The organism is Halomarina litorea (assembly GCF_024227715.1).
Classification (GTDB): domain Archaea; phylum Halobacteriota; class Halobacteria; order Halobacteriales; family Haloarculaceae; genus Halomarina; species Halomarina litorea.
Window position 1 is genome coordinate 667802 of sequence record NZ_CP100448.1, and the last position, 22264, is coordinate 690065.

Here is a 22264-nt window from a genome sequence, read left to right on the forward strand (position 1 = left end):
AGTGTTTCCGCCGAGTGAGCGCGCACACGCCCGGAACCGGAGCGGTCACGCGGACCTGGTCGTCACCGGCGCTGAGCGGCACGATTTCGGTCGGTCCCGACCCGCTTACCGTGCGGTCCCGTCCCGGGGGACGCTCGACGGCCCGACTCACTCCCGGAGGTGGTCGTAGGCCTCCTTGACGCGCCGGAACGCCGCCTCGCTCCCCCCACGGTCGGGGTGGGTCTCCTTGACCCGGCGTCGGTAGGCGCGTCGCAGTTCCCCCTCGCCGGCGTCCGGGTCCACGCCGAGGACCTCGCAGGCCGCCGCAGTCGCCCGGTCGACCGTCTCGGCACTCCCGCTCCCGTCGGTCCGCGTGCCGGTCGCTCGGTCGCCACCCCGCCGGGTCCCGTCACCTCTCCGGTCGTCGCTCCGGGCTCGCTCCTCGCGCGAGCGCTCCCACTCGCGCCAGAACTCGTCGTCGAAGAACGACGCCTCGGGGTCGACGTCGCTCGGTTCCCACCAGTCGTCCCACCCGCCCGGGTCCACGTCGGCGTAGCGAAAACCCTCGCGGTGCCAGTCCTCGGGGTCGGCGGCCTCGCCGTCGTCCTCGAACGTCGCCTCGCCGACGTCCGCGTAGATGTGGGCTATCATGCGGTCCCGGCCGACCCGCCAGAGCGCGTAGCTCGCGAGCGCGCACGCGAACGCGACGGGGAGTGCCGGACCGTGTCCCCCGAGGCCCGCCGCGCCCAGCACCACCGCTAGGCCCGCCAGGACCGCCGAGAGCACGACGAGGAACCACGCACCCTTCACAGCCGTCTATCACGGCCCTCGTCACCTAAGCTTCTCGGCGCTCACCGACACAAGAGTCATACGCCCCGCAACCGTGGTACACTACAGCATGGACGTTCGAGTGCTGGGTGGTGCGCCCGCGGAGCCGTTTCTGAGCGCCCGTGACCTGTTCGAGACCGAACACGACCTCTCGATGCCCGTCCGCGTCCGCGTCAGAGCCGACCCCGACGAGCGGACCTACACCGCGCACTACCCGGACCACCACGTGTTGAACATCTCCGCGCAGGCCGCCTCCAGTGCGATGGCCCGCGAACTCGCCCTCCACGAGTACGCCCACATGCGCCGCAACGAGGAGGACCACCCCTCGCACGTGCAGTCCACCGAGGAGGCCCTCTACCTCGCGCTCGCCGGTCAGCGCGTGGAGCGACGGAAGCTCTCGCACTGCTATCAGATCGCCAACCACATGAAGGACATCTACGCGGACGACATCACCCTCGACGTGGCCCCCGCCGACAAACTCGTCGCGTTCCTCGAAGCCAGCCTCGCAGCCGCCCTCGCGGACAGACCGGCGCAGGCCCCCCAGGGCTGGCAGCGCCGCACCGCCGCCGCCGACCCCGAGATAACCGCCGTCAACGCCGCCTTCGCGCTGGCACTCGTCGAGCGACACGACCTCGTCGGCCCCGACCACCGCCTCTACGACCTCGCGCACGCGGCCGCCGACGACGCCCCCGGCGTCTCGCTCGCGGGGTTCAAACACCGCTTCAAGTCGCTCGTCGACGATCCCGACACGAGCGAGTACCGCAAGGCGCTGGTCGACGTGACCCGTGCGTACGCTGTCAACACCGGACAGGCCGCGGACTGACCGCTCCCCTCGTCCTCACCCGACCCGCTCGTCATCACCGGCCTCTGCGACCGGGACGGGGGAAGAACCGAGCGACCGGTCGACTACTGGACGTCCTTGTCGTCCGCCAGCCCCGCGTCCTCCTCCGAGAGGTAGACGTTCGCGTCGGGGTGCTGGTCGGCGTCCTCGACGACCGCGCCCTCCTCGCGGAGGGTCTCGAGGGTCGCCTTCGCCTCGTCGTACCCCACGCCCCCGACGACGGTGACGAGGTGCAGGAGGGTGGACTCGGGGACGCTCTTGCCGTAGTCGTCCACCTCGCCGAGGAGGAACTGGAGGTGTTCGCGGGGGTCGGTGACGCCGCCGAGCGTCTCGTGCCAGTGGCGCGGGTAGACGCTGATTCGGTCGTCGCCGAGGTCGTAGACGGCCTCCCCGCCGCCCCATCGGTCGGACGTGGTGAGGCCGTCCGAGAGGGGACCAGTGAACTCGTCGGTCGACCGCGCGGTGCGGTCGGCGACGCCCTCGGCGTACGCCTCGAACGTCTCACGGTCCACGCCCGCCCCCTCGTGTGGGTGGTGGCGTTCGACCAGCGAGAGCAGTTCCCTCGCGGTCAGGTACTTGCTCCGCTGGCCGGCCTCGTCGAGTACGTCGTCACGGAGTTCTGTCATCGGCTTCGACTTGGGGTGCCGGAGTCATAAGCCCGCCGCGTGTGTCGATTTCCCACACGGCGGCGCGTCGGCTCACGTGGCACGACGAGAGGCCGCGGCGACGGGGGATCCCGGTGGCCGCGGGAGTAGACAGAGAGTCGCGAGCGGTCTCGCGAGGTTACCGGGCGGCGGCGGCGACGCGCTCTTTCTCCTCTTTCTGGTTGATGGCGTACGTCTGCACGTCGTAGTCCGCGGCGCCGATGAGCTGGCGGGCGAGCGCCTCGGGGGCGCTCGTCTTCGTCTTGTACGACGCGCTGTGGGTGCCCTCGGCGATGAACTTCAGCGCCTGGTCGACCCGGCGCTGGGGGGCGACGTCGACGGCCTTCGGGACGGAGATGCCACCGTACTTCAGGCGGACGGTCTCCTCGCGGGGGCCGCTGTGTTCGACGGCCTGGACGAGCACCTGCACGGGGCTCTCGTCGGTGCGCTCGTGGACGATGTCGAACGCCTCGCGGACGATGCGCGTGGTGCGCTGTTTCTGGCCCGTGTTCTCCTCGGTCTGCATGAGGCGGTTGATGAGCCGCTCGACGATGCTGATCTCGCTCTTCTTGAACTGCTTGTTCGCGTGGCGGCCCATCGTGTGGGCGACCGGCGAGACCGTGATGTAGCGCTGCGTCGAGGGGTCGGAGTACGCGATGTCGGAGACGTCCCACTTACCGAACAGCAGGGCGTCGACCGTCTCCTCCTCGTCGTCGGTGCCGGCGGGCGGCTCCGGCTCGGGTGCTTCGGACTCGGACATTATCGGACGGGTTTCTCCGCGTTCCCGCGGACGAGTTCGATCATGGAGACGCCGTTGACCTTCTCGACCTTGTAGTTGACACCGGAGAGGTCGCCCATCGCGCGACCCTTCGCCCCACCGATACCGGCGATGGTGACCTCGTCGTGCTCGTCGATGAACGAGATGGCACCGTCACCGGGACAGAACGCGGTGACCTGCTTGCCGTTCTTGATGAGCTGGACTCGGACGCACTTCCGGATGGCCGAGTTGGGCTGTTTGGCCTCGATGCCCACCTTCTCCAGTACGATACCGCGGCCCTGCGGGGCCCCTTCGAGCGGGTCCGACTTCTTGCCGAGCCCGCGAGCGCGACGCGCGTACTTCGAGTCGGACCACCGGTGTTTCTGGCGGTCCTTCTGAAGCTTCCGCGCGGCGTACTTGCCGTTCGCCATAGTAGCGCGAGCTACCGGACCGAGCTACTTAAGGCTCCCTTTTCGACGCGACTCGCCCGTGCGAGGCGTCGACACCCGTTCCGTCTCCGAACGCTCTTGTATCTCCACCCTGTACCGGGCGGACATGGCAAACGCATCCTCCGACGGGGCCGTCGACTCCCGCCCCGCCGACGCCAGTTCCTCGCTCGGGACCGCGATGCTCATCCGGGCCGGCGTGTTCATCCTCGGGACGTTCGCCCTCGCGTTCCTCGTGACCGTCACCATGGGCGACGACGGGATGTCCGGCGTCCTCGTCGGTATCCTCCTCAGCCTCTCGGGACTCGCGTTCGTCGGAACGGTCGTCGCCGCCGTCCTCGCGGCGGTCCGGAGCTACCGTCGCGGCTGACGCGCCGACTCCCGAACCAACCCCGCCGCTCCTCGTAGCAGTCACGTCCCCGGAGCCGTCCCCCGCAAAGTGGTCGCTCCTCGTGCGATACATCGCAACGGGAATCGGGTTCCGCGGTCCAGCGGGGACGGCGTCGCCCGCTCAGTTCACGTCAGTTCGACGTCGTCGATGTCGAAGTGCCGGGCCGCGAGCGTCCGGGCGCGGTCGATGGTCCGTCCCTCCTTGCCGATGGCGACGCCGCGGTCCTCGCTCGCCACCTCGACGTACGCGACGGTGTCCTCGTTCTCGCTGATGGTCACGTTGTACACCGCCGCCGGCGCCAGCGCGTTCGCGACGAACGCCTCCGGCGTGTCCGCGTCCTCGACGAGTTCGACCGACCGTCCCACGCGGGATTCGACGCGCTTGACGCGCTCGCCGGCCGACCCGATGGCCTTGCCCATCTCCCCCGGCGGGACGAGGAAGACGATGCGGTCGTTCTCGACGACGCAGTCGCGTGCCGCCACGTCCGTCTCGTCTTCGAACAGGGCGATGAACTGCCGTGCCTCGTCCGTGAGGGTGACGCGCATCAGTCGGCGCTCTCTTCGCGACGCGACCCCATCCGAAGGGTCACGTCACCCGTGCCCAGCTTGATGGGCTTGCCGACGATGACGTTCTCCGTGACGCCGTTCAGGTCGTCCACCTCGCCGTGGATGGCGGCGTCCAGCAGGTGGTTGACGGTGACCTCGAACGCCGCACGCGCGAGGACGCTGTCCTTGTCGCCGGAGATGCCGTGGCGACCGATGGACTCGATGGTCCCGGGGTTGGTCATGATGTCCGCCACGAGCATGAGGTGGCGGATGTTCACGTCGCCCAGCCCCTGCTCTTCGAGCGTGTTCATCGTCTCCTCGATGATGGCCTCGCGGGCGGCCTCCACGCCGAGCTGTCGGTAGATCTCGTGGATGTTGTTACACGTCGTCCGGGAGGCGTCGACGCCCTCGATGTCGAGCACCTTGCCGAAGGCCGACCCCTCGGTGTAGAGGACGAACTCCTCGCGGTCGTCCTCCAGTTTCTCCTTGCGGATGACGACGCGGGAGACGTCGTCGATGCCCTTGAAGACGACGTCGCGCAGCTCCTCGACCAGCTGGAGCAGGCCGCGATACGAGGGTTCCTCGGGGCCGAACTCGATGACCGTCCCCTCGGGGGTGACGGTGTCGACGCCGAGTTTCGACTCGATAGTCTCGGCGATCTCCTGCGTGACCTCCTCGGTGTGCGAGACGGTCGGCCAGCGCTCCTCCAGGGTCTCCTCGTTGAGGTCGATGCGGACGAGCATGTCCGCGACGTTCGTCGAGACGTCACCCAGCGCGAGGATGCGCGTCGCCTCGATCTTCCAGACGACCTCGTGGGCCTTCTCGCGGTCCTCGGCGTACTCGTCTTCGAGGTGGACCGTCATCATCGGGGTGTCCGGGGTCTTCCGGGCGTCCACGAGTTCGATGAGGCGCGGCAGCCCCTGCGTCACGTCGATCTCGGCGACGCCCGCGTAGTGGAACGTGTTCATCGTCATCTGCGTCCCCGGTTCCCCGATGGACTGCGCGGAGACGGTTCCGACGGGGTCGAGCGGGTCGACCCGCGTGTCGAGGTAGCGTCGCTCGACCCGGTCGAGGACGCGAACCGCCGTCTCGGTGTCCGCGATGTCCTTCTCGTCGATGACCCGGTACACCTCGTCTTTCAGCCGCTTCGGGAGTTCGCTCCCCTCGACGGCCGTCTCGATGTCGTCGCTCACCATCAGTCGTCACCCGTCGCGAAGTGGTCCATGTGTTCGGAGAGGTTGGTCTGCTTGTCCTGTGCGTCGAGGAACTCGTCACCGTCGTCGTCGAACTCCGCCTCGAGGACGCCCTCGGCGATGGCCTCGACGTCGATGTCGTTCTCCTCGTCCGAGGAGACGGTCACGGGCGAGGTGCCGTCCTCGCCGAACTCGAACTGCACGATGGTGTCCGAGGTGTCCCGGACGGTGCCGTCGTACTGCGTCTCCAGTTCGGAGAGCGCGTTGATGAGGCGACGCTGGAGGTAGCCGGACTTCGAGGTCCGGACCGCCGTGTCCACCAGCCCCTCGCGGCCACCCATCGCGTGGAAGAAGAACTCCCGCGGGGTCAGCCCCGACCGGTAGGACGACTCCACGAAGCCGTGGGCGTCCGCGCTCAGGTCGTCGGGCTGGTAGTGGCTCAGCGTGCGGTCCTCGTAGCCGCGGTTGATGCGCTCGCCGCGCACCGCCTGCTGGCCGACACAGCCGGCCATCTGCGTGAGGTTCAGCATCGACCCACGCGCCCCCGACCGGGCCATGACCACTGCCGGGTTGTCGTCCTCGAGGTACTCGTCGGCGATGTCACCCGCGCTGTCGCGGGCCTTGCCGAGCGTCTGCATGATCTTCATCTCGAGGGTCTCGTCGACGGTCCGACCGGGCAGGCTCTCCAAGTCGCCGTTCTCGTAGGTCTCGATGAGTTCCTGCACCCGTTCGTACGCGTTGTCGATGGCCTCGGTGATCTGTTCTTCCGCCTCCCGCGGGACCGACTCGTCGTCGATACCGATGGAGAACCCGAAGTGCATGATGGAGCGCATCGCGAGCGTCGCCACCTCGTTGATGAACATCCGGGCGCGCGTCGTCGAGTACTGCTTGCAGATGGTATCAACCACTTCCCCGCCGAACGCCCCGACGGCGTCCTCGTCCACCGTGCCCTCGACGTGTTGGCCGTCCTCGATGAGGACGGTGTCGCCCGTCGATGAGGTGAACTCCAGGTCCAGACCGTCCGGCAGGAGTTCCGAGAAGATGGTCCGGCCCGTCCAGTAGGCCTTGCCCTCCTCGTCCTCGCCGTCGGGTTCGGGCAGTTCGTCCACCCGCGTCGCACGCAGGAGGTCGAGCGCCTGCGTCTCGTTGAACTGGGGGTTCTCGTTGGTCAGCAGGTACGTCCCGCTGATGTGGTCCTGAATCGCCCCGATGATGTTCTCGCCGAAGCGCGGGGAGAGAATCTGCTCCTGTACGCGCATGAGGACGCGCGCCTCCGCGCGGGCCTCCTCGTTCTGGAGGGCGTGCATGTTCATCTCGTCCCCGTCGAAGTCGGCGTTGTACGGGGGACAGACGACGGTGTTCAGCCGGAACGTCTTGTACGGCATCACGACCACTTCGTGGGCCATGATGGACATCCGGTGGAGCGAGGGCTGTCGGTTGAAGATGACGATGTCCCCGTCGATGAGGTGTCGGTTGACCTCCCAACCGGGTTTGACGAACTGCTCGATTTCGTTGTCCTCGTCCATCCCCGCCAGCGCCTTGCAGTTCTTCTCGGTCACCTTCAGTCGGCGGCCGTCGGGCCGCTTGACGTAGTTCGCGCCGGGGTGCTTCTCCGGGCCGTTCGCGACGTAGCGGCGAGCCTCCTCGACGTTGCGCTCGGTGACGTTCATCGTCTGGGTCATCTCCGTCGCGACGCGGTCCGGGACGCCCACCTCGTTCAGCGAGAGGGTGGGGTCCGGGGAGATGACGGTCCGCGCGGAGAAGTTCACACGCTTGCCGGACAGCGAGCCACGGAAGCGCCCCTCCTTGCCCTTCAGCCGCTGGCTGAGCGTCTTCAGCGGACGCCCGGAGCGGTGACGGGCGGGCGGCGTGCCCGAGATCTCGTTGTCCATGAACGTCGTGACGTGGTACTGCAGCAGTTCCCAGAGGTCCTCGATGATCAACTGCGGGGCCCCCGCCTCGCGGTTCTCCATGAACCGCTGGTTGATGCGGATGATGTCCACCAGCTTGTGGGTCAGGTCGTCCTCCGAACGCTGGCCGTTGTCCAGCGTGATGGAGGGACGGGCGGTGACCGGCGGCACCGGCAGGACGGTCAGAATCATCCACTCCGGTCGGGACTTCTCGGCGTCGATGCCGATGGCCGCGATGTCCTCGTCGGGGATGTCCTCGAACCAGTCGCGGATGTCCGAGGGCATCAGCTTGTTCATGTCCTCCTCGGTCAGGTCGACGTCCAGCGCCTTCTCCAGGGCCTTCCGGTCGTCGGGCCGCGGACGGAACTCGCCCGAGAGGATGTCGCTGATGCGCCCCGAGTCGATGCCCGTCTCGTCGGCGAGGTCCGTCGGCGACTTCGGGGCCCGGTCCACGTCGCCCTCCTCCTCGTCACCGACCGGCCGGCCCTCCATGGCCGCCGCGATGCGCTCGGCGTAGTCCGAGGAGAGCACGTCCTGTACCTCGTAGTACGTCGTGGGCTTCTCGTGGTTGATGTCGTACTGCTTCTCGCCGCAGTACGGACAGCGGTTCTTCTTTCTGGCCTGCCGGATGGCGGCCTTCGTCACGTCGTTCAGGTCGTCGCCCAGCTGGCGGGTGCGCGTGAGTCGGTCGCGGAACTCCGCCTTCTCGTCCTCGGTGAGACAGAGCCGCGAGCACTCGCGACAGGTGCCGCGCAGGAGCCGGCGGATGAGCTTCGAGAACCCGACGTGGATGACGGGCGCGGCCAGTTCGATGTGGCCGAAGTGCCCGTTGCACGACCCCGAGTGCTTCCCGCAGGTCTTGCACTCCAGCCCGGGGTCGATGACGCCCAGACGCGGGTCCATCAGCCCCATGTCGATGGGGAAGCCGTCGTCGTCGTAGGTGTCGGCCGTGATGACCTTCGTGGCCGACATCTCGCGGTACTCCTCGGGGTTCATCAGCCCGAAGCTGAGCTTCCCGATGGTCTTGGGGGATTGGTTGACACTCATGGGTTAGACTGCGTCCTCCAGTTCGATTCGCGGGGCGATGCCGAGCGCCTTCATCTCGTCGAGCAGCAGCTTGAACGCGTAGCTCATCTCCACCTCGTGGATGTCGGTCTCCTCCTCGCAGTTCGGACAGTAGATGCGGCGCTGTTCGACGTTCTCGACGGCGGTCATCCCGCAGTTCCCGCAGATGTCGATGAACTCGCGGTCGGACTCGTCGAGGAGGCGCTCTTTGAGCGCCATCGCCGCGCCGTGTCCGATGAGCACGTCGCGCTCCATCTCCCCGACGCGCAGCCCACCTTCACGCGCGCGCCCCTCCGTGGGCTGGCGCGTGAGCACCTGTACGGGCCCGCGCGAGCGCGCGTGAATCTTGTTCGAGACCATGTGGTAGAGCTTCTGGTAGAAGATGACCCCGACGAAGATCTCGGCCTCGACCTTCTCGCCGGTGACGCCCGAGTACATGACCTCCTTGCCCGCGGAGTTGTACCCGTGTTCTTCCAGCGCCGAGCGCAGTTCGTCCTCGTCCTCGCCCTGGAAGGCCGTCCCGTCGACACGCCGGCCCTCGAACGCGCCGACCTTCCCGCCGAGCATCTCCAGAACGTGACCCACCGTCATCCGCGACGGCAGGGCGTGCGGGTTGAGGATGAGGTCGGGCACGACGCCCTCCTGCGTGAACGGCATGTCCTCCTGCGGGGCGATGTGGCCGACGACGCCCTTCTGGCCGTGTCGCGACGCGAACTTGTCCCCGAGTTCGGGGATGCGCTCGTCGCGCACGCTCACCTTCGAGAGCTTCGAGCCGTCCTCGCCCTCCATCAGCGTGACCGTGTCGACGACGCCGTTCTCGCCCGAGCGCATCGTCACGCTCGTCTCCCGGCGCTTCTGGGGCGACAGGCCGCCCATGTCGTCTGGCTCTTCGAGGAAGCGCGGCGGCGACGTCTTCCCGAGAAGCACGTCGTTCTCGCCGACGATCGTCTCGGGGTTGACCAGACCGTCCTCGTCGAGGTGGGTGTAGGCTTCCTCGCCGCGAGCGCCGCGGACCTCGTCGTCGGGCACCTCGAAGCGGTCCTCCTGCCCGCCGGGATAGCGGCGCTCCTCGCCCTCGTACGTCCGGAAGAAGTGCGAGCGGCCGAGCGCGCGGTCGACTGAGCCGCCGTTGAGGACGAGTGCGTCCTCGATGTTGAACCCCTCGTAGCTCATCACCGCGACGACGAAGTTCTGGGCGGCGGGGCGATCGTCGAACCCGATCTGCTCGGTGGTCTGGGTCTTGACCATCGAGAGCTGCGGGTAGTGCAGCAGGTGCTGGCGGGTGTCGGGGCGGATGCGGTAGTTCGCGCTCGGCAGGCCGAGCGACTGCTTGATCATCCCCGACCCCATCGTGATACGGGGTGACGCGTTGTGCTCGGGGTACGGAATCATCCCGGCACCGATACCGAAGATGAGCTGTGGGTCGATCTCGAGGTGGGTGTGTTCCGTCGTGAGTTCCTCCTCGTCGACCGCGACGTAGATGTCCTCCTCCTCCTCGGCGTCGATGAACTCGATGGCCCCCGTCTCGACGAGGTCCTCGAACTCCAGCTGGCCGTTCCGGACGGCCTCGATGTCCTCGTCGCTGACGCGGGGTTCGCCGTCCTCGATGACGATGAGGGGGCGGCGCGCCCGCCCCGCGTCGGCGTTGACGATGACCTCGCCGGTGCGTTCTTTCACGCTCACGTTGACCATCTGGCTGACGTCGCCACGGCGGCGGGCCTGCCGGATGTCGCTCGCGAGCTTGTTCGGGTCGGGGTGCGTCCCGACCAGACTCCCGTTGACGTAGACTTTGGCTTCTCGTCCCTGACTCATGTTAGTCGTCCGCTGGCTGCTGTTCGAACGTCTCGATGCCCGGGATGCCCTCGACGCCCATCGCCGAGAGCTCCCGTTTCAGACCGCGTTCGTCCTCCACGTTCTGGCTCAGCTCCATCGCCTGCGCGAAGTTCTTCACCAGCCCACAGTTCGGCCCCTCGGGGGTCTCCGAGGGACAGATGCGACCCCACTGGGTCGCGTGCAGGTCACGCGCCTCGAAGTGGGGCTGACTGCGCGACAGCGGCGAGCGGAGCCGCCGGAGGTGCGAGAGCACGCCCATGAAGTCCGTCCGGTCGACGAGCTGGCTCACGCCGGAGCGCCCGCCCACCCAGTTCCCGGTGGCGATGGGATGTTCGAGGCGCTCGGTCAGCACGTCCGAACGAACCACCGTGCTCACCGAGAGCTTCCGGTTGCGCATGTTCGCGCGTTCGAGCTGGTACTTCACGTCGCGTGCCAGCTTGTTCAGCGCGGTGCGGAACAGGTCGCGCATCAGGTCGCCCGAGACCTTCAGGCGCTTGTTGGCGTAGTGGTCCTTGTCGTCGGCCTCCCGCCGGTCGAGCGCGAGTTCGAAACACGCCTCGGCCATCCGGCAGAGGTAGTACGCCTTGTTCATCCGCACTTCCTCCTCGTCGACACCGTCCTCGTGGAGGTGCGGGAGCAGGTAGCGGTCGATGACGTAGTTCGCCCGCTTCAGCTGGTAGTTCTTGCCCTGACCCGAGGCGACGCGCTTGCCCAGCGTCTCGATGGCCTCCGCCGTGGACTGCACCTCGGCGGCCTCCAGGTTCTCCAGCATGAACTTCACGATCTCGGGGTCGTCGCTGACCCGGTGGACGATCTCCTCGTCCGATTCGAGACCGAGTGCGCGAACGAGGGTGACGAAGTTGATGCTTCCCGAGACCGAGGGGAAGGAGACTTCGAGCAGGCCCTCGCGGTTGCGCTCACAGAGCACCAGCGCGCGGTACCCGCGACGCTGGCTGAACGTCTTGGCGACCTGGATGTCGTCGCCGTACTTGGTGTCGTGTTCGGCGAGGATCTTGTTGGGCGCGAGGTCCTCGCTCGTCATCAACACGCGCTCGGAGCCGTTGACGATGAAGTAGCCGCCGGGGTCGGCGGGGTCCTCCCCGATCTCGATGAGTTCGTCCTCGGAGAAGCCGGCGATGTTGCACTTCGAGGACCCGACCATGATGGGCATCCGACCCACCTTCGTCTCGGCGGTGTCCACGACGTGTTCTTCCTCCTCTTTCCCGCCGCGGATGATAGTCATCTCCATGAACACCGGCGCGGCGTAGGTGATGTTTCGCAGGCGGGCCTCCTGCGGGTACTGTAGCTCCTCGGAGCCGTCCGCCTCGCGCACTCGCGGCGTGGTGATGCGGACGTCGCCCAGTTCGACGTACACCGGCTCCTGCCCCTCCTTGTCGCCGATGTCGGTGTCGATGGTCTCTTTCTCGTCGACGACCTCCTGCATCCCCCGTTCGAGGAACGCGTTGAACGAGCGGAAGTGGTGTTCCGCCAGGCGGTCGCGCGAGAAGTACTCTCTCGAGATGGCGCGTCGGTCTTGTCTATTCATTCGATTACGAGTCGGTAAACGATGGCACGGTCGGTGGTTCGCGAGTCGCGTTCGATGCGGACGACGTCGCCCGGTTCCGCGTCGAGGTCGCGGATGGCCGGGTCACGGCGCTTGATCTTCGGCAGGTCTGTACGGTCGATGTCGTACTCGTCCAGCACAGCCTCGAGGTCCTCCTCGTCGACGAGGGTGTGCTCCGGAACGAGGTCGTGTTCTGTTGCGTCTACCATGGGTTCCTGACGGTGGAGAAGGCTATCACGAGATACTACAGCGCGCTACTTGTCCTGTACACATAACGCTTACTAACGACGGGCAGCGGCGCTGCTGAACCCGGGTTTCCCCGGCGGTTGCTGTGCGATTCGTGACCCACCACCGTCAATCTGCCTCCTCCGTGAGCGGCGGTACCACGACTGCTACCGCTCCCGTTTGGAAAGGGTTAAATGTGGAACCGCGCTACGATTGAATGCGTTCAGCCCGGGTGGTGTAGTGGCCCATCATACGACCCTGTCACGGTCGTGACGCGGGTTCAAATCCCGCCTCGGGCGCTTTCTGTTGCGAACAACTCGCCGAGCACCGCGGAGCGTGTGCTCGGCTCACGTGAGCAACGAAACGACGACAGATGATTTGAACCAGAGAGCGACTGGAAGGAGCGACCAGGGTTCGAATCCCGCCTCGGGCGCTTTTCAGGAACCAACGCACCCAGCGAGGCGTCCAGCCTCGCTCGTACCGAGATAATAGATACCGAGGGGGGTGAGGTCTCGGATATGAACACGCCACGGCGAGGCGACGAGGCAGAGGCCAGAGTGCTGCCGGCACTGATGGACCGTGGTCCGTCAGTGTCGGTTCCGTTCGGCGACAGCGACCGGTACGACCTCGTCGCTGACGACGGTGACGAACTCTACCGCGTCCAGTGCAAGACCGGAAGTCGAGTGAACGGGACGGTCCGGTTCAAGCTCTACAGTTCGACGGTGAACGGCGGCGACCGTGTGGATACCGGGTACTCGACCGACGAAGTAGACGCGTACGCGGTGGCCGCCCCCGACGACACCGTCTACTGGGTCGACATCGCCGAGAGCGAGCGTGGCGAGATGCGACTCAGGGTCGAAGAACCACATCCCAAGGCCCGAAGTCGTCCATCAACTGGGCCGCAGACTTCGAACTCGGTGAACGGTTCGACTGACGGGGTTCGAGTCGCGCTCTCGTCCCGTCTCGAACGCACAACCGCTAAACCCCCTCGCTCCGACCCTCGGACGAACGGGTGCCCAGACTGGTGAAGACGACGACGCTCCGGCGACTCGAAGTCCTCGCGCTGGTCGCAATCGGCGGGTTCGCCGGGGCGAACCTGCGCTACTTCGTGGGACTGGTCACGCCCGACGTGGCCGGGACGCTCCTCGTGAACGTCCTCGGGAGCTTCGCCCTCGGATTCGTCCTCTACGAGGCCATCCACACCGGGGCCCTCGCGGACGAGACGCGGGCCGTCGTGGGAACGGGTTTTCTCTCCTCCTTTACCACCTACAGCACGTTCGCACTCCAGACGGTCCAACTGGAGCCGCTGTGGATGCTCGGCAACGTCGTCGCGAGCTACGCGCTCGGGTTCGGCGGCGTGCTGATGGGCCGGTGGCTGGCGCTCCGTCTCGACGGGAGCGACGCGTCCGGGGTCATCGCCGAATGGGGTGAGCCGTAGTGGTCGAGTTCGACCCGGCGCACGTCGTCGGGACGGGCGGGGCCGTCGGTGCGCTCTTGCGCCACGCCGTCGCCCAGCGACTCGACGGCGAGCGGTTCCCAGTGGCAACGCTCGCGGTGAACGTCCTCGGGAGTTTCGCGCTCGCGGCGTTCGTCTTCGCGGGGGTGGGCGGGGACCTGCTCCTGTTGCTCGGCACCGGCGCGTGCGGGTCGTTCACGACGTTCTCGTCGTTCTCCTTCGAGACGGTCCGCCTCTGGGAGACGGGTGCCCGCCGGCGAGCGGCCGCCAACGCCCTCGGGAACCTCCTCGGAGCGGGCCTCGCCATCGGCCTCGCGTGGGTCCTCGTCCGCGTCGTGTTCGGGTTCGGCGGGTGACGGGCGAGGGGCGACGGGCGCTCGTCACTCCCCGCTGATACGAGGACTCGCGCCGCCGTGGCCCGTCACGCGCTCGCGGACGCGAATCGCGTGGAGGCCCTCCGTCGCGTCGTCGACGACGAGGGCGTCGCCCGGTCGCTCCGGCATCCGAGAGGCCAGCGACTCGTCGACGTAGGTGGGCCGCGCATCGCGCAGGGCGGCGAGGTCCGCCCGGCCGGTGAGTCGGTGGCTCACGAGCAGGTCGGCCTGCGAGACGGCCACCGCGGGGAGTGCGCTCGGGCGCTGGGTGGCCGCCGCGAGGCTCACGCCCGGCCCGCGCCCCCGCGTGAGGAGTCGCCGGAGCGCGGGGGCCGCGAGGCCGTCGAAGAAGGCGTGGGCCTCGTCGACGACGAGCCACGGGTGCCGGTCCGTGCTCCCCTCGACGCGCGCCCGGTAGCAGTCGTCCGCGACGGCCCGACAGACGGCGTTCATCGGGGCGCGGTCGAGGCCCGAGCAGTCGAGGACGGTCACCTCGGGACCGAAGAGGTCCGGCGCATCGGCGTCGAAGACGCCCCACGAGGCGGCGAGCGCGAGGTGGTTCGCGGCCGCGCGGCGCGTGTCCCCGTCGGCCCGCGCGTTCGCGACGAACTCGTGCATCCCGGCGAACGTGTCGCACTCCGTCGCGGCCCGCCAGACCAGCGCCCCCGTCGCGCCCGTCGGGTCGAGGCCAAGGAGATCACACCACGAGCGCGGGTCGAGGGCGTCCGCGCGGACCGAGGGGTCGACGACCGACGCGGGAACGTCGCCGGGGGCGTCAGCGAGCGTCCGGAACGCACCCATCGGGTCCACGACGACCGGCGCGATGGCGTCCACGCGGGCGAGTTCCTCGCAGAGGACGCCGAGCGTGTAGGTCTTTCCCGCCCCGCGCTTGCCGACGACGAGGGCGGCGTGGGGGCCGCCGAGGTCGAGTCCCACCTCCTCGCCGAGGCTCCCGTCGCGGGCGCGGTACGCGCCGAGGTGCCCGACGGGGCCGCGCAGGTCGCCCGCCGGGGCGCCGAGTACGTGCATGGGGCGGGGTGGTCCCGTGAACCGATTTCAACGCTCGCACGAGGGTTCAAGTACCGAGACGGGACCACCGGCGGTATGCGACAGCGACTCCGCGAGCGACTCCGTGCACTCGTCCGCGACGACCGCGCCATCGAGGGACTGCCCATCAGACTCGTCATCGCCCTCGTGGTTGGGGTGGCCAGCCTCAGCGTGATGATGAACATGCTCTCGGGCGTGCAGGGCCTCGCGGTGGTGGAACTGGACACGAAACCCGTCCCCGAGGTGGTCGGAGAGGGAGACGAGGAACTCGCGGTACAGGTCGTGACGCCGGACGGAACGCCCGTCGAGGGGGCGACCGTCATCGCGAAGAGCGGGACCGCGCGGCTCGACGGCGTGAAAGACGACAGGACGAACGCGAGCGGGTTCGCGACGTTCGACGTCGCCCCGAGACTCGGACCGAATCAGGTCGACGGGACGGTGAAGTTCACCGTCAAACCCCCCGCCGGGAGTGAGTACGTCGACCGCCGGGAGAACACGGTCGTGCTGGTGGTCGAGGGGAAGTAGGTCACCGCGAGTCGAGGCGCTCGTCCCAGTCGAGCCACTCCTGTTCCCACCCGCGCCGGCCGTGGGAGTTGCGCTCGGCGTGTTCACGGTCCTCGCGGACCGTCCGGTTGCGCTCGACGGTACCCGACTGCTCGCCGTCGACGAGCATTGGCTGGAACGCGATGGGGCCGAAGCGCTCCGACACCCGCCCGGCGGCGTCTACCGCGACGAGCGACTGCTGGTTCCCGCCGAGTGGCATCACGAGGCGGCCCTCGTCGGCCAGTTGTCGGACGAGTGCCCGGGGCGGTTCGAGCGCGGCCGCTTCGAGGAGAATCCGGTCGTAGGGGGCGTACTCGGGGAGGCCGTCGCCGCCGTTGCGGCAGTCGACGAGTACCGCGCCGTAGCCGGCGGCGGCGAGATTCGCCCGCGCGTCGAGGACCATCCGGCGGGAGATGTCGACGGCCTGTACCGTCGAGGCCCCGGCTATCTCGGCGACGACGGCGGTGGTGTAGCCGACGCCCGCGCCCACGACGAGGACGTTGTCGTCGGGTTCCGTCTCCAGCGCTTCCAGCAGGCGGGCGGCGGTACTCGGCGCGAGCACGGTGGTCCCGTGGCGCTCGAAGGCCCGGTCGGCGTAGGCGGCGCGTTCGTCGCCCACGAACTCGTGGCGCGGGACGGCCCGCATGGCGACGCTGACACTGTCGCTCCGGACGCAGCCCTTCGCCTCATACTCCAGGCTGTCGACCATGTCGTCCCGGAGCACCGCGCTGTCCATGCTCGCTGTCGGGGTTCGACGCTAATCAATCGCGCGGCCCACGACCGCGCGGTCGGCCAGTCCCGGGACCGCCTCGACGCTCCCCGCGAACCCGGCATCGGCCAGCCACCCGGTGAGCGCCGCCGCGTCGTGGCACGCGCCGGTCCCCCCCGACGCGAGGGCCTCGAGGGCGACGAGCGACGCGTCCGGCGTCTCGCCGCGGACCGCGTCGACGACGACGGCGACACCGCCTCCCCCGTTCGCCCGTCCGTCAGCATTCCCCTCGCGTGCCCGGTCGGTCCCACATTCGTCCTCGCCCGTCCCGGCGACCGCCGCCCGGGCGTTCTCGAACAGTCGCCGGACCGCCGCCTCGTCGTGGCGATGGAGCACGCCGGTCGCGAAGACGAGGTCGACGGGAGCGGCGTCAACCGAGGGGAGGTCCACCAGTGGGTCCCCGGCGACGAGTCGGACTCGCTCGTGTTCGAGGCTCTTCCGGTTGACCGCGGTCCGTTCGGGCGTGTCGAGGAGCGTCACGTCGAACCCGCGCTCGGCGAACTCGACGGCGTGCCTGCCCGCCGGGTCGGCGAGGACGAGGACGGACGCTGCGGCCGGGCGCTCGCGGACGGCGGCGGTGACGGCGGCCCTGACCGCAGTGTCGTCGCGGGCCGCGCCCGCGCCCATCTCGTTGCGGAGCCAGTGTTCGCCCCGGTCGGGCGGGTGGCCGGTCCGCATCGTCTCGGGGAGCGCCACCCAGTCGTCCAACACGTCGAGGGCGTGCGGGAGGCGGCCAATGGAGCGCACGTCCGTCTTCGTGACGAACCCGAGCAGGCGGTTCGTGGGCTGGTACTCCCCGCCCACCTCCCGGAGGAACCCCCGGTCGGCGAGTGCGGTCACGACGAGGGCTGCCGCGCGTTCGCTCACGCCCGTCTCGGCGGCCACGCCCTCGGGCGTCCCCGTCGTCGTCACCAGTGCGTCGAGCGCGCCGCTGTGCCGGGCGGCGGCGAGGAGGAGCAGTTCGCGGTAGTCTCCGGTCGTGCGGTCTCGGGTGGGCATGCCTCACGTACCGCGGCGAGCGACAAAACGATGGGCGACCGGCCTGCGAGCCATCTCCACCCCACGACACGCCATCAGGTCCGATACACCCGGAGTGTCCCCCCGAGCGAGACGACGACGAGGTGGTACCCGTACTCGAAGGGGACGTAGCCCGCGTTCCCGGGCGTATCGGTCGTCTCGCCGACGAGGGCCTGCAGGTCGTCCCAGTCGACGACGCCGTCGAGTGTCGCCAGCACTCGCTCGCGACCGTCGCCGGACACGGGGACGAGTGCGTCTGCCACTGCCGTCCTGAGACTCTCACCTCCCGCCACAGTGGTTCGGTAGACCTGCGTGTACTCGGCGAACAGGTCGACCATCGGTCCCTCTCCCTCCGGCATGCGCCGGGGTACTCACATCTGACTAGTAAGTCCGGTGGCTAGCGGATGAGGGTGTCGTGAGGGCCAGTCTCGTCCGAACCGACTCTACGGTGCGGTACCACTCCGCACAATACCTATACGTGACGAATCGTAGGCACGACCATGGAGGGGATCGATGGGTGGACGGTCTGGTGTCTGGAGTGTGAGTTCGAGGGCATGGCGAGCCGCGAGGGTCTCGCGAGTCGTCTGGCGGAGGCGCACCGGTCGGCGTCTGACCACAGCGTTGGATACGGGACGAGCGGGGACGTAGAGACGCTTCGGTTCGAGCCGACCTGACCGATGCTCACTCGCCGCGCATGGGGACGAAGCGGACCCGCCCGTCCGTCCGCCGGTCGAGCGACCCGTCCTCTCCCTTCTCGACGACGACGAGTTCCTGGACGTCCGTCCCGACCGGGGCGACGACGCGACCGCCGGGCCGGACCTGTTCGACGACGCTATCGGGGAGCGAGGCGGCCGCACAGGTCAGGTACGCCGCGTCGTAGGGCGCGTGTTCGGGCCACCCCTCGTGGCCGTCGCCAGCGCGCACGTGGACGCCCCCGTAGCCGAGGCGGGCCAGTCGCTCGCGGGCCGCGTCGGCCAGTTCGGACTGGAACTCGATGGAGTAGACGTTGCCCGCGCCGACCAGTTCCGCCGTGACGGCGGCGTGGTAGCCACACCCCGTCCCGATTTCGAGCACCCGGTCGCCCGGCGAGAGGGCGAGGTGGTCGCAGATGATGGCGACCATGTGCGGCGCGCTGACGGTCTGGTCGTGCCCGATGGGGAGCGGTCGGTCCTCGTAGGCCCGGTCGCGGTACTCCTCGGGGACGAACTCGTGGCGCGAGACCGTCCGTATCGCTTCGAGGACGGACTCGCGGGTGACGCGACCGCTCCGCGACAGGGCGTCGACGAGTGCGTTCCGCTCGGCGTCGTGTGTCATGGGGTCACGTCACCAGACCGACCAGGCGTCGCTCGTCTCGTCGTCGCCGTAGACGCGCTTGATGTCCTTGGCGAGGGCGCCGTCGCCCCGGTGGTCGAGTTGCGAGTGGTCGTACTCCCGGGCGTCCTCGCGCAGGCGGATGGACTTCACGGTGAACTCTTCCTCGCCGAACGTCTCCGTCTCGCCGACGACGAACTCCTGGTCGCCCGGCAGGAGCAGTTTCAGGCTCCGCGTGGCGTCGTGGCGGCCGTCACGCGGGTTCAGCGTCACCGGGACGTTGACGTTGTCGACGGCGCGCGTCCAGAACGTCTCTACCTCCTCGGCGGGGGCGCTCTCGACTCGCTGCTCGTTCGCTATCTGGAGGCTCGTGATACGAACGGTCATGAGGGCCTCCTCGGTGTCGACGATGAACTCCTCGCCGACGGCGACGACTTCCTCGGCGGGCGCGGACACCCGCGTCTTGAACGACTCGCCGTCCTGCGAGACGATGACGGTGCGTTCGACCTCCCGTTCCTCCTCGATGGTCGTCTTGTGCGTGTGGCCGCACTCCGTACAGCGGACGGTCGCCGTCGTGCCCGGTGAGAGCACCTCGTGGACCGTCTCGAGGTCCGGCGAACAGGCCGGACAGGCGACGGCGAGCCGCTCTGCTGGTTCGCTCATATCCCGTGTTCTTGGTGCGGACGTAAAAGGGCGTCTGTGTGCGCGGTTCGAAGCGACCGCAGGGAGCGAGAACCGCGGGAACCGGGCGGCGCTACTCGACCGACGGGAGGTCCACTTCCTCGCCGCCTCGCGGTTTCACCACTCGGCTCATTGAGGTCGCCTCACCTGCTCGCTCGTCTCACTCGCTCGCAGGCAGCTTGACGACCTCGCCGTCGGCGTACACGGTCGGTTCCCGGATGATGCCGTCCAGATGGAGGGGCGCGTCGGTGTCGCCGCCGATACCCGCGTCGTCGCCGATGGCGATGTGGACCGTCTCGGCGGCCTTCTCGTCCAGCAGGACACTGCCCACGAGTTCGGTGACGGCGACGTTCGTCCCGATGCCGAGTTCCGCGAGGTTGTAGGCGTCTCGGCCCACTTCCTCCGCGCCCGTCTCGACCTGTTCGCGCACGTCGTCGTCCGAGATGCGGGTGACGTAGCCGTCCTCCACGTCGAACTCCAGCGGTTCGCCCTCGACGAGGCCGTGGGGCATCATCGTCCCGTCGACGACGTACGTGCCGTTGGCGTTCTCGGGGCTGACGAACGTCTCTCCCGCCGGCAGGTTCGAGAATGTCCCCGCCTCGTGGACGATGCCGGTGTCCTGTCGCCACTCGCGGTCGCCGGGTTCGAACGTGATGTCGGTGCCGCGGGGCGTCGTGACCCGTACCTCGCTCGCGCCGGCAACCTGGTCGTACACCTCGCGCGTGTGACGTTCGATGGCGTCGTAGTCGGCGTCCAGCCCGGTCGTGAACACCTCCTCGGTGATGCCGGGCAGGGTCGCGCCGCGCGCGCCCGCCTCCATCGCGGCCGACCGTGCGCGGGTGTGACTGATGCTCTTCGTGGTGGGCGCGAGGAACACGTCCACCTCGCACATGGCGGCGGCGACGGCGGCGGGCGGTTCCTCGCCGTGCTGGTTGCCCGGCGGGTACCGGAGGATGCTCGCGTCGTCCGTGACGGCGAGTGCGGCCTCGTAGAGGGCCTCGCCGATTGGCCGGCGCTTGTCGTCGGTGACGACGAGACAGGACTCGTCGCTCCCGAGTGCCATGCACTGTTCGATGGCCGTCCGGGCGGGGGCCGCGAGGTGATCGCTCATGGTCGGGAGTTCCCGCCCGGGCCGGTTAGCCCTTGCCACATCCGTCGAGTCCCCGGGTACCGGGGGGCTCCCCGCCGAACGATCCGAGGACTCGCTTTCGAGTAAATCCGTGCGCGGGACGCAGTAAGCGCGAAATAATTATCCCCGTCGCCGGGGCACGTCCGAACAGTAATGATGAAAGTCGGCATCAACGGCTACGGCACCATCGGCAAGCGCGTCGCGGACGCCGTCGCCGCCCAGCCCGATATGGAACTCGTGGGCGTCGCGAAGACCCGCCCGAACTTCGAGGCGGAGACCGCTGTACGAAAGGGCTACCCGCTCTACGCCGCCATCGAGGAGCGCATGCCGCGCTTCGAGGAGGCGGGCATCGATGTCGCGGGACCGGTCGAGGACCTCGTGGAGGCGTCGGACGTCGTCGTCGACGCCTGTCCCTCCGGCATCGGTGCGGACAACAAGTCGATGTACGAGGAGTACGACACTCCCGCGCTCTATCAGGGCGGTGAGGACGCCGACCTCGTGGACGTGAGCTTCAACGCCCGGAGCAACTTCTCGGAGGCCGAGGGTGCGGACCACGTCCGCGTCGTCTCCTGTAACACGACCGGTCTCTCGCGGCTGTTCGCCCCGCTCGTCGAGGAGTACGGCGTGGAGAAGGCCCGCGTGACCCTCGTCCGGCGCGGCGGCGACCCCGGCCAGACCGGGCGCGGCCCCATCAACGACATCCTCCCGAACCCGGTGACGCTCCCCTCGCACCACGGCCCCGACGTGAACACCATCTTCCCGGACCTCAACATCGACACGCTCGGGATGAAGGTGCCCGCGACGCTGATGCACACCCACAGCGTGAACGTCCAGTTGGAGGAGGTGCCCACCGCCGAGGAGGTCCGCGACCTCCTCGCCGAGGAGTCCCGCCTGTTCCTCATCCCGGAGAGCTACGACATCGACGGCGCAGGCAAACTCAAGGAGTTCGCGATGGACCAGGGCCGCCCGCGCGGGGACATCTGGGAGAACTGCATCTGGGCGGAGTCCATCACCGTCGAGGACGGTGTTGCGCCGAAGGGGCAACAAGGCGGAGGCGGCGACGCCGCCGGAGCGGACCTCTACCTGTTCCAGGCCATCCACCAGGAGTCCGACGTGGTACCCGAGAACGTCGACGCAGTCCGTGCGGTCCTCGGCGAGACGGACGCCGAGGAGAGCATGGCGACGACGGACGAGGCCATGGGAATGGGGTTCTGAGGAATCGAACGTCGACCCGTTCAGAAGGTTTTTGCGGCGAAGGCTCGTGTACACGCCTATGGGACCACGTGACAGGGACGACCGGGACCCGTTCAACGATATTTTCCGCGAACTCAGCCGCATGATGGACGAGATGATGGGTGTCGAGGGCGGTATCAACGTCCAGAGCGCCGCCGACGCGGGCTTCGGCGACGACGTGCACATCGCGACCCAGAAGGACGACGACCACGTCTACGTCGTCGCCGACCTGCCGGGCGTCGAGAAGGACGCCATCGACATCAAGTGCGACGGCCGCACCCTCACCATCGGCGCCGCGACGGACCACCGCGAGTACGAGGAACGCCTCCGCCTGCCCGTCCCCGTGGACGAGCACTCCGCCTCCGCGACGTTCAAGAACGGCATCCTCGAGATTACCTTCGGGCGCGCCGACGCCTCCGCGAACATCGACCTCGACTGAGTCTCCCCCGGTCCGTTCCGCACCACTGCTCGCGTCTCACCCCG

At 68.4% G+C, this 22264-nt stretch carries 26 protein-coding genes and 1 tRNA gene; 10 read left to right on the plus strand and 17 right to left on the minus strand.

Annotated features, from left to right (window positions below):
• Positions 1–147: 147 nt before the first annotated feature.
• Positions 148–789, minus strand: a complete 642-nt coding sequence (locus tag NKG96_RS03655; RefSeq protein WP_254537102.1) for a J domain-containing protein — start codon at positions 787–789, stop codon at positions 148–150.
• A gap of 88 nt (positions 790–877) precedes the next feature.
• Between NKG96_RS03655 and NKG96_RS03660 the strand changes: the two genes are divergently transcribed.
• On the plus strand, positions 878–1630 hold the full coding sequence (locus NKG96_RS03660) for a DUF5781 family protein (protein WP_254537103.1): 753 nt from the start codon (positions 878–880) through the stop codon (positions 1628–1630).
• 83 nt (positions 1631–1713) lie between these two features.
• On the opposite strand, the gene NKG96_RS03665 is transcribed toward NKG96_RS03660, so the two are convergent.
• The 3 genes from NKG96_RS03665 to NKG96_RS03675 all read right to left on the minus strand — a co-directional run bounded on the left by NKG96_RS03665 (position 1714) and on the right by NKG96_RS03675 (position 3480).
• Entirely contained in the window at positions 1714–2274 is a 561-nt protein-coding gene (locus tag NKG96_RS03665; RefSeq protein ID WP_254537104.1) for a hypothetical protein, read from the minus strand.
• Positions 2275–2431: 157 nt separating this feature from the next.
• Positions 2432–3052 (minus strand): 30S ribosomal protein S7, encoded by a 621-nt coding sequence (locus NKG96_RS03670; RefSeq protein ID WP_254537105.1) that lies wholly within the window; start codon positions 3050–3052, stop codon positions 2432–2434.
• Positions 3052–3480 (minus strand): 30S ribosomal protein S12, encoded by a 429-nt coding sequence (locus NKG96_RS03675; protein WP_254537106.1) that lies wholly within the window; start codon positions 3478–3480, stop codon positions 3052–3054. Before NKG96_RS03675 ends, NKG96_RS03670 begins: the two co-directional genes overlap by 1 nt.
• 124 nt (positions 3481–3604) lie before the next feature.
• On the opposite strand from NKG96_RS03675, the gene NKG96_RS03680 reads away from it, so the two are divergent.
• The gene (locus NKG96_RS03680) at positions 3605–3865 is read left to right on the plus strand and encodes a hypothetical protein (protein ID WP_254537107.1); all 261 of its coding nucleotides are present in this window, start codon (positions 3605–3607) and stop codon (positions 3863–3865) included.
• Positions 3866–4011: 146 nt separating this feature from the next.
• Here NKG96_RS03680 and NKG96_RS03685 read toward each other — a convergent pair whose 3' ends face one another.
• From NKG96_RS03685 to NKG96_RS03710, 6 genes are read right to left on the minus strand one after another with little or no spacing between them, the layout of a single operon-like run.
• Positions 4012–4431, minus strand: coding sequence for a NusA-like transcription termination signal-binding factor (locus tag NKG96_RS03685; protein ID WP_254537108.1), 420 nt, complete (start codon positions 4429–4431; stop codon positions 4012–4014).
• Positions 4431–5627: a DNA-directed RNA polymerase subunit A'' gene (gene rpoA2, locus NKG96_RS03690; protein ID WP_254537109.1), complete on the minus strand. Its 1197-nt coding sequence runs from the start codon at positions 5625–5627 to the stop codon at positions 4431–4433. Before rpoA2 ends, NKG96_RS03685 begins: the two co-directional genes overlap by 1 nt.
• On the minus strand, positions 5627–8581 hold the full coding sequence (locus NKG96_RS03695) for a DNA-directed RNA polymerase subunit A' (RefSeq protein WP_254537110.1): 2955 nt from the start codon (positions 8579–8581) through the stop codon (positions 5627–5629). Before NKG96_RS03695 ends, rpoA2 begins: the two co-directional genes overlap by 1 nt.
• 3 nt (positions 8582–8584) lie before the next feature.
• On the minus strand, positions 8585–10411 hold the full coding sequence (rpoB, locus tag NKG96_RS03700; RefSeq protein WP_254537111.1) for a DNA-directed RNA polymerase subunit B: 1827 nt from the start codon (positions 10409–10411) through the stop codon (positions 8585–8587).
• A 1-nt stretch (position 10412) separates the two neighbouring features.
• On the minus strand, positions 10413–11978 hold the full coding sequence (locus tag NKG96_RS03705) for a DNA-directed RNA polymerase subunit B'' (protein WP_254537112.1): 1566 nt from the start codon (positions 11976–11978) through the stop codon (positions 10413–10415).
• A complete protein-coding gene (locus NKG96_RS03710; RefSeq protein WP_254537113.1) occupies positions 11975–12205 on the minus strand; it encodes a DNA-directed RNA polymerase subunit H in 231 nt (76 codons plus the stop codon). Before NKG96_RS03710 ends, NKG96_RS03705 begins: the two co-directional genes overlap by 4 nt.
• A gap of 242 nt (positions 12206–12447) precedes the next feature.
• Between NKG96_RS03710 and NKG96_RS03715 the strand changes: the two genes are divergently transcribed.
• The 4 genes from NKG96_RS03715 to NKG96_RS03730 all read left to right on the plus strand — a co-directional run bounded on the left by NKG96_RS03715 (position 12448) and on the right by NKG96_RS03730 (position 14033).
• Positions 12448–12520, plus strand: a tRNA-Asp gene (locus tag NKG96_RS03715).
• Positions 12521–12739: 219 nt separating this feature from the next.
• Positions 12740–13249, plus strand: coding sequence for a group I intron-associated PD-(D/E)XK endonuclease (locus NKG96_RS03720; protein ID WP_254537114.1), 510 nt, complete (start codon positions 12740–12742; stop codon positions 13247–13249).
• The gene (locus NKG96_RS03725; RefSeq protein ID WP_254538110.1) at positions 13243–13659 is read left to right on the plus strand and encodes a fluoride efflux transporter FluC; all 417 of its coding nucleotides are present in this window, start codon (positions 13243–13245) and stop codon (positions 13657–13659) included. Before NKG96_RS03720 ends, NKG96_RS03725 begins: the two co-directional genes overlap by 7 nt.
• Positions 13659–14033 carry a CrcB family protein gene (locus NKG96_RS03730; RefSeq protein WP_254537115.1) on the plus strand — a complete coding sequence of 125 codons (375 nt, stop codon included), beginning with the start codon at positions 13659–13661 and terminating at the stop codon, positions 14031–14033. Before NKG96_RS03725 ends, NKG96_RS03730 begins: the two co-directional genes overlap by 1 nt.
• 24 nt (positions 14034–14057) lie before the next feature.
• Here the strand turns inward: NKG96_RS03730 and NKG96_RS03735 are convergent, their stop codons facing one another.
• On the minus strand, positions 14058–15080 hold the full coding sequence (locus tag NKG96_RS03735; protein ID WP_254537116.1) for an ATP-binding protein: 1023 nt from the start codon (positions 15078–15080) through the stop codon (positions 14058–14060).
• Between the two features lie 75 nt (positions 15081–15155).
• Between NKG96_RS03735 and NKG96_RS03740 the strand changes: the two genes are divergently transcribed.
• On the plus strand, positions 15156–15623 hold the full coding sequence (locus tag NKG96_RS03740) for a DUF7382 domain-containing protein (protein WP_254537117.1): 468 nt from the start codon (positions 15156–15158) through the stop codon (positions 15621–15623).
• 1 nt (position 15624) lies between these two features.
• Here NKG96_RS03740 and NKG96_RS03745 read toward each other — a convergent pair whose 3' ends face one another.
• The 3 genes from NKG96_RS03745 to NKG96_RS03755 form a co-directional block, all read right to left on the minus strand.
• Positions 15625–16377, minus strand: a complete 753-nt coding sequence (locus tag NKG96_RS03745) for a protein-L-isoaspartate O-methyltransferase family protein (RefSeq protein WP_254537118.1) — start codon at positions 16375–16377, stop codon at positions 15625–15627.
• Positions 16378–16398: 21 nt separating this feature from the next.
• The gene (locus tag NKG96_RS03750; RefSeq protein ID WP_254537119.1) at positions 16399–17409 is read right to left on the minus strand and encodes a class I SAM-dependent methyltransferase; all 1011 of its coding nucleotides are present in this window, start codon (positions 17407–17409) and stop codon (positions 16399–16401) included.
• A 74-nt stretch (positions 17410–17483) separates the two neighbouring features.
• The gene (locus NKG96_RS03755; RefSeq protein WP_254537120.1) at positions 17484–17786 is read right to left on the minus strand and encodes a HalOD1 output domain-containing protein; all 303 of its coding nucleotides are present in this window, start codon (positions 17784–17786) and stop codon (positions 17484–17486) included.
• 141 nt (positions 17787–17927) lie between these two features.
• Between NKG96_RS03755 and NKG96_RS03760 the strand changes: the two genes are divergently transcribed.
• Positions 17928–18101 (plus strand): hypothetical protein, encoded by a 174-nt coding sequence (locus tag NKG96_RS03760; RefSeq protein ID WP_254537121.1) that lies wholly within the window; start codon positions 17928–17930, stop codon positions 18099–18101.
• A 7-nt stretch (positions 18102–18108) separates the two neighbouring features.
• Here the strand turns inward: NKG96_RS03760 and NKG96_RS03765 are convergent, their stop codons facing one another.
• From NKG96_RS03765 to NKG96_RS03775, 3 genes are all read right to left on the minus strand, one after another.
• Positions 18109–18741, minus strand: coding sequence for a protein-L-isoaspartate(D-aspartate) O-methyltransferase (locus tag NKG96_RS03765; protein WP_254537122.1), 633 nt, complete (start codon positions 18739–18741; stop codon positions 18109–18111).
• 9 nt (positions 18742–18750) lie between these two features.
• On the minus strand, positions 18751–19401 hold the full coding sequence (locus tag NKG96_RS03770; RefSeq protein WP_254537123.1) for an HVO_0476 family zinc finger protein: 651 nt from the start codon (positions 19399–19401) through the stop codon (positions 18751–18753).
• A 178-nt stretch (positions 19402–19579) separates the two neighbouring features.
• Complete coding sequence (locus NKG96_RS03775; RefSeq protein WP_254537124.1) at positions 19580–20530, minus strand: aminopeptidase; 951 nt, start codon at positions 20528–20530, stop codon at positions 19580–19582.
• Between the two features lie 171 nt (positions 20531–20701).
• Here NKG96_RS03775 and NKG96_RS03780 point away from each other — a divergent pair, with 171 nt between their 5' ends.
• Entirely contained in the window at positions 20702–21763 is a 1062-nt protein-coding gene (locus NKG96_RS03780; protein WP_254537125.1) for a type II glyceraldehyde-3-phosphate dehydrogenase, read from the plus strand.
• Between the two features lie 58 nt (positions 21764–21821).
• Entirely contained in the window at positions 21822–22220 is a 399-nt protein-coding gene (locus NKG96_RS03785; protein ID WP_254537126.1) for an Hsp20/alpha crystallin family protein, read from the plus strand.
• Positions 22221–22264 lie beyond the last annotated feature (44 nt).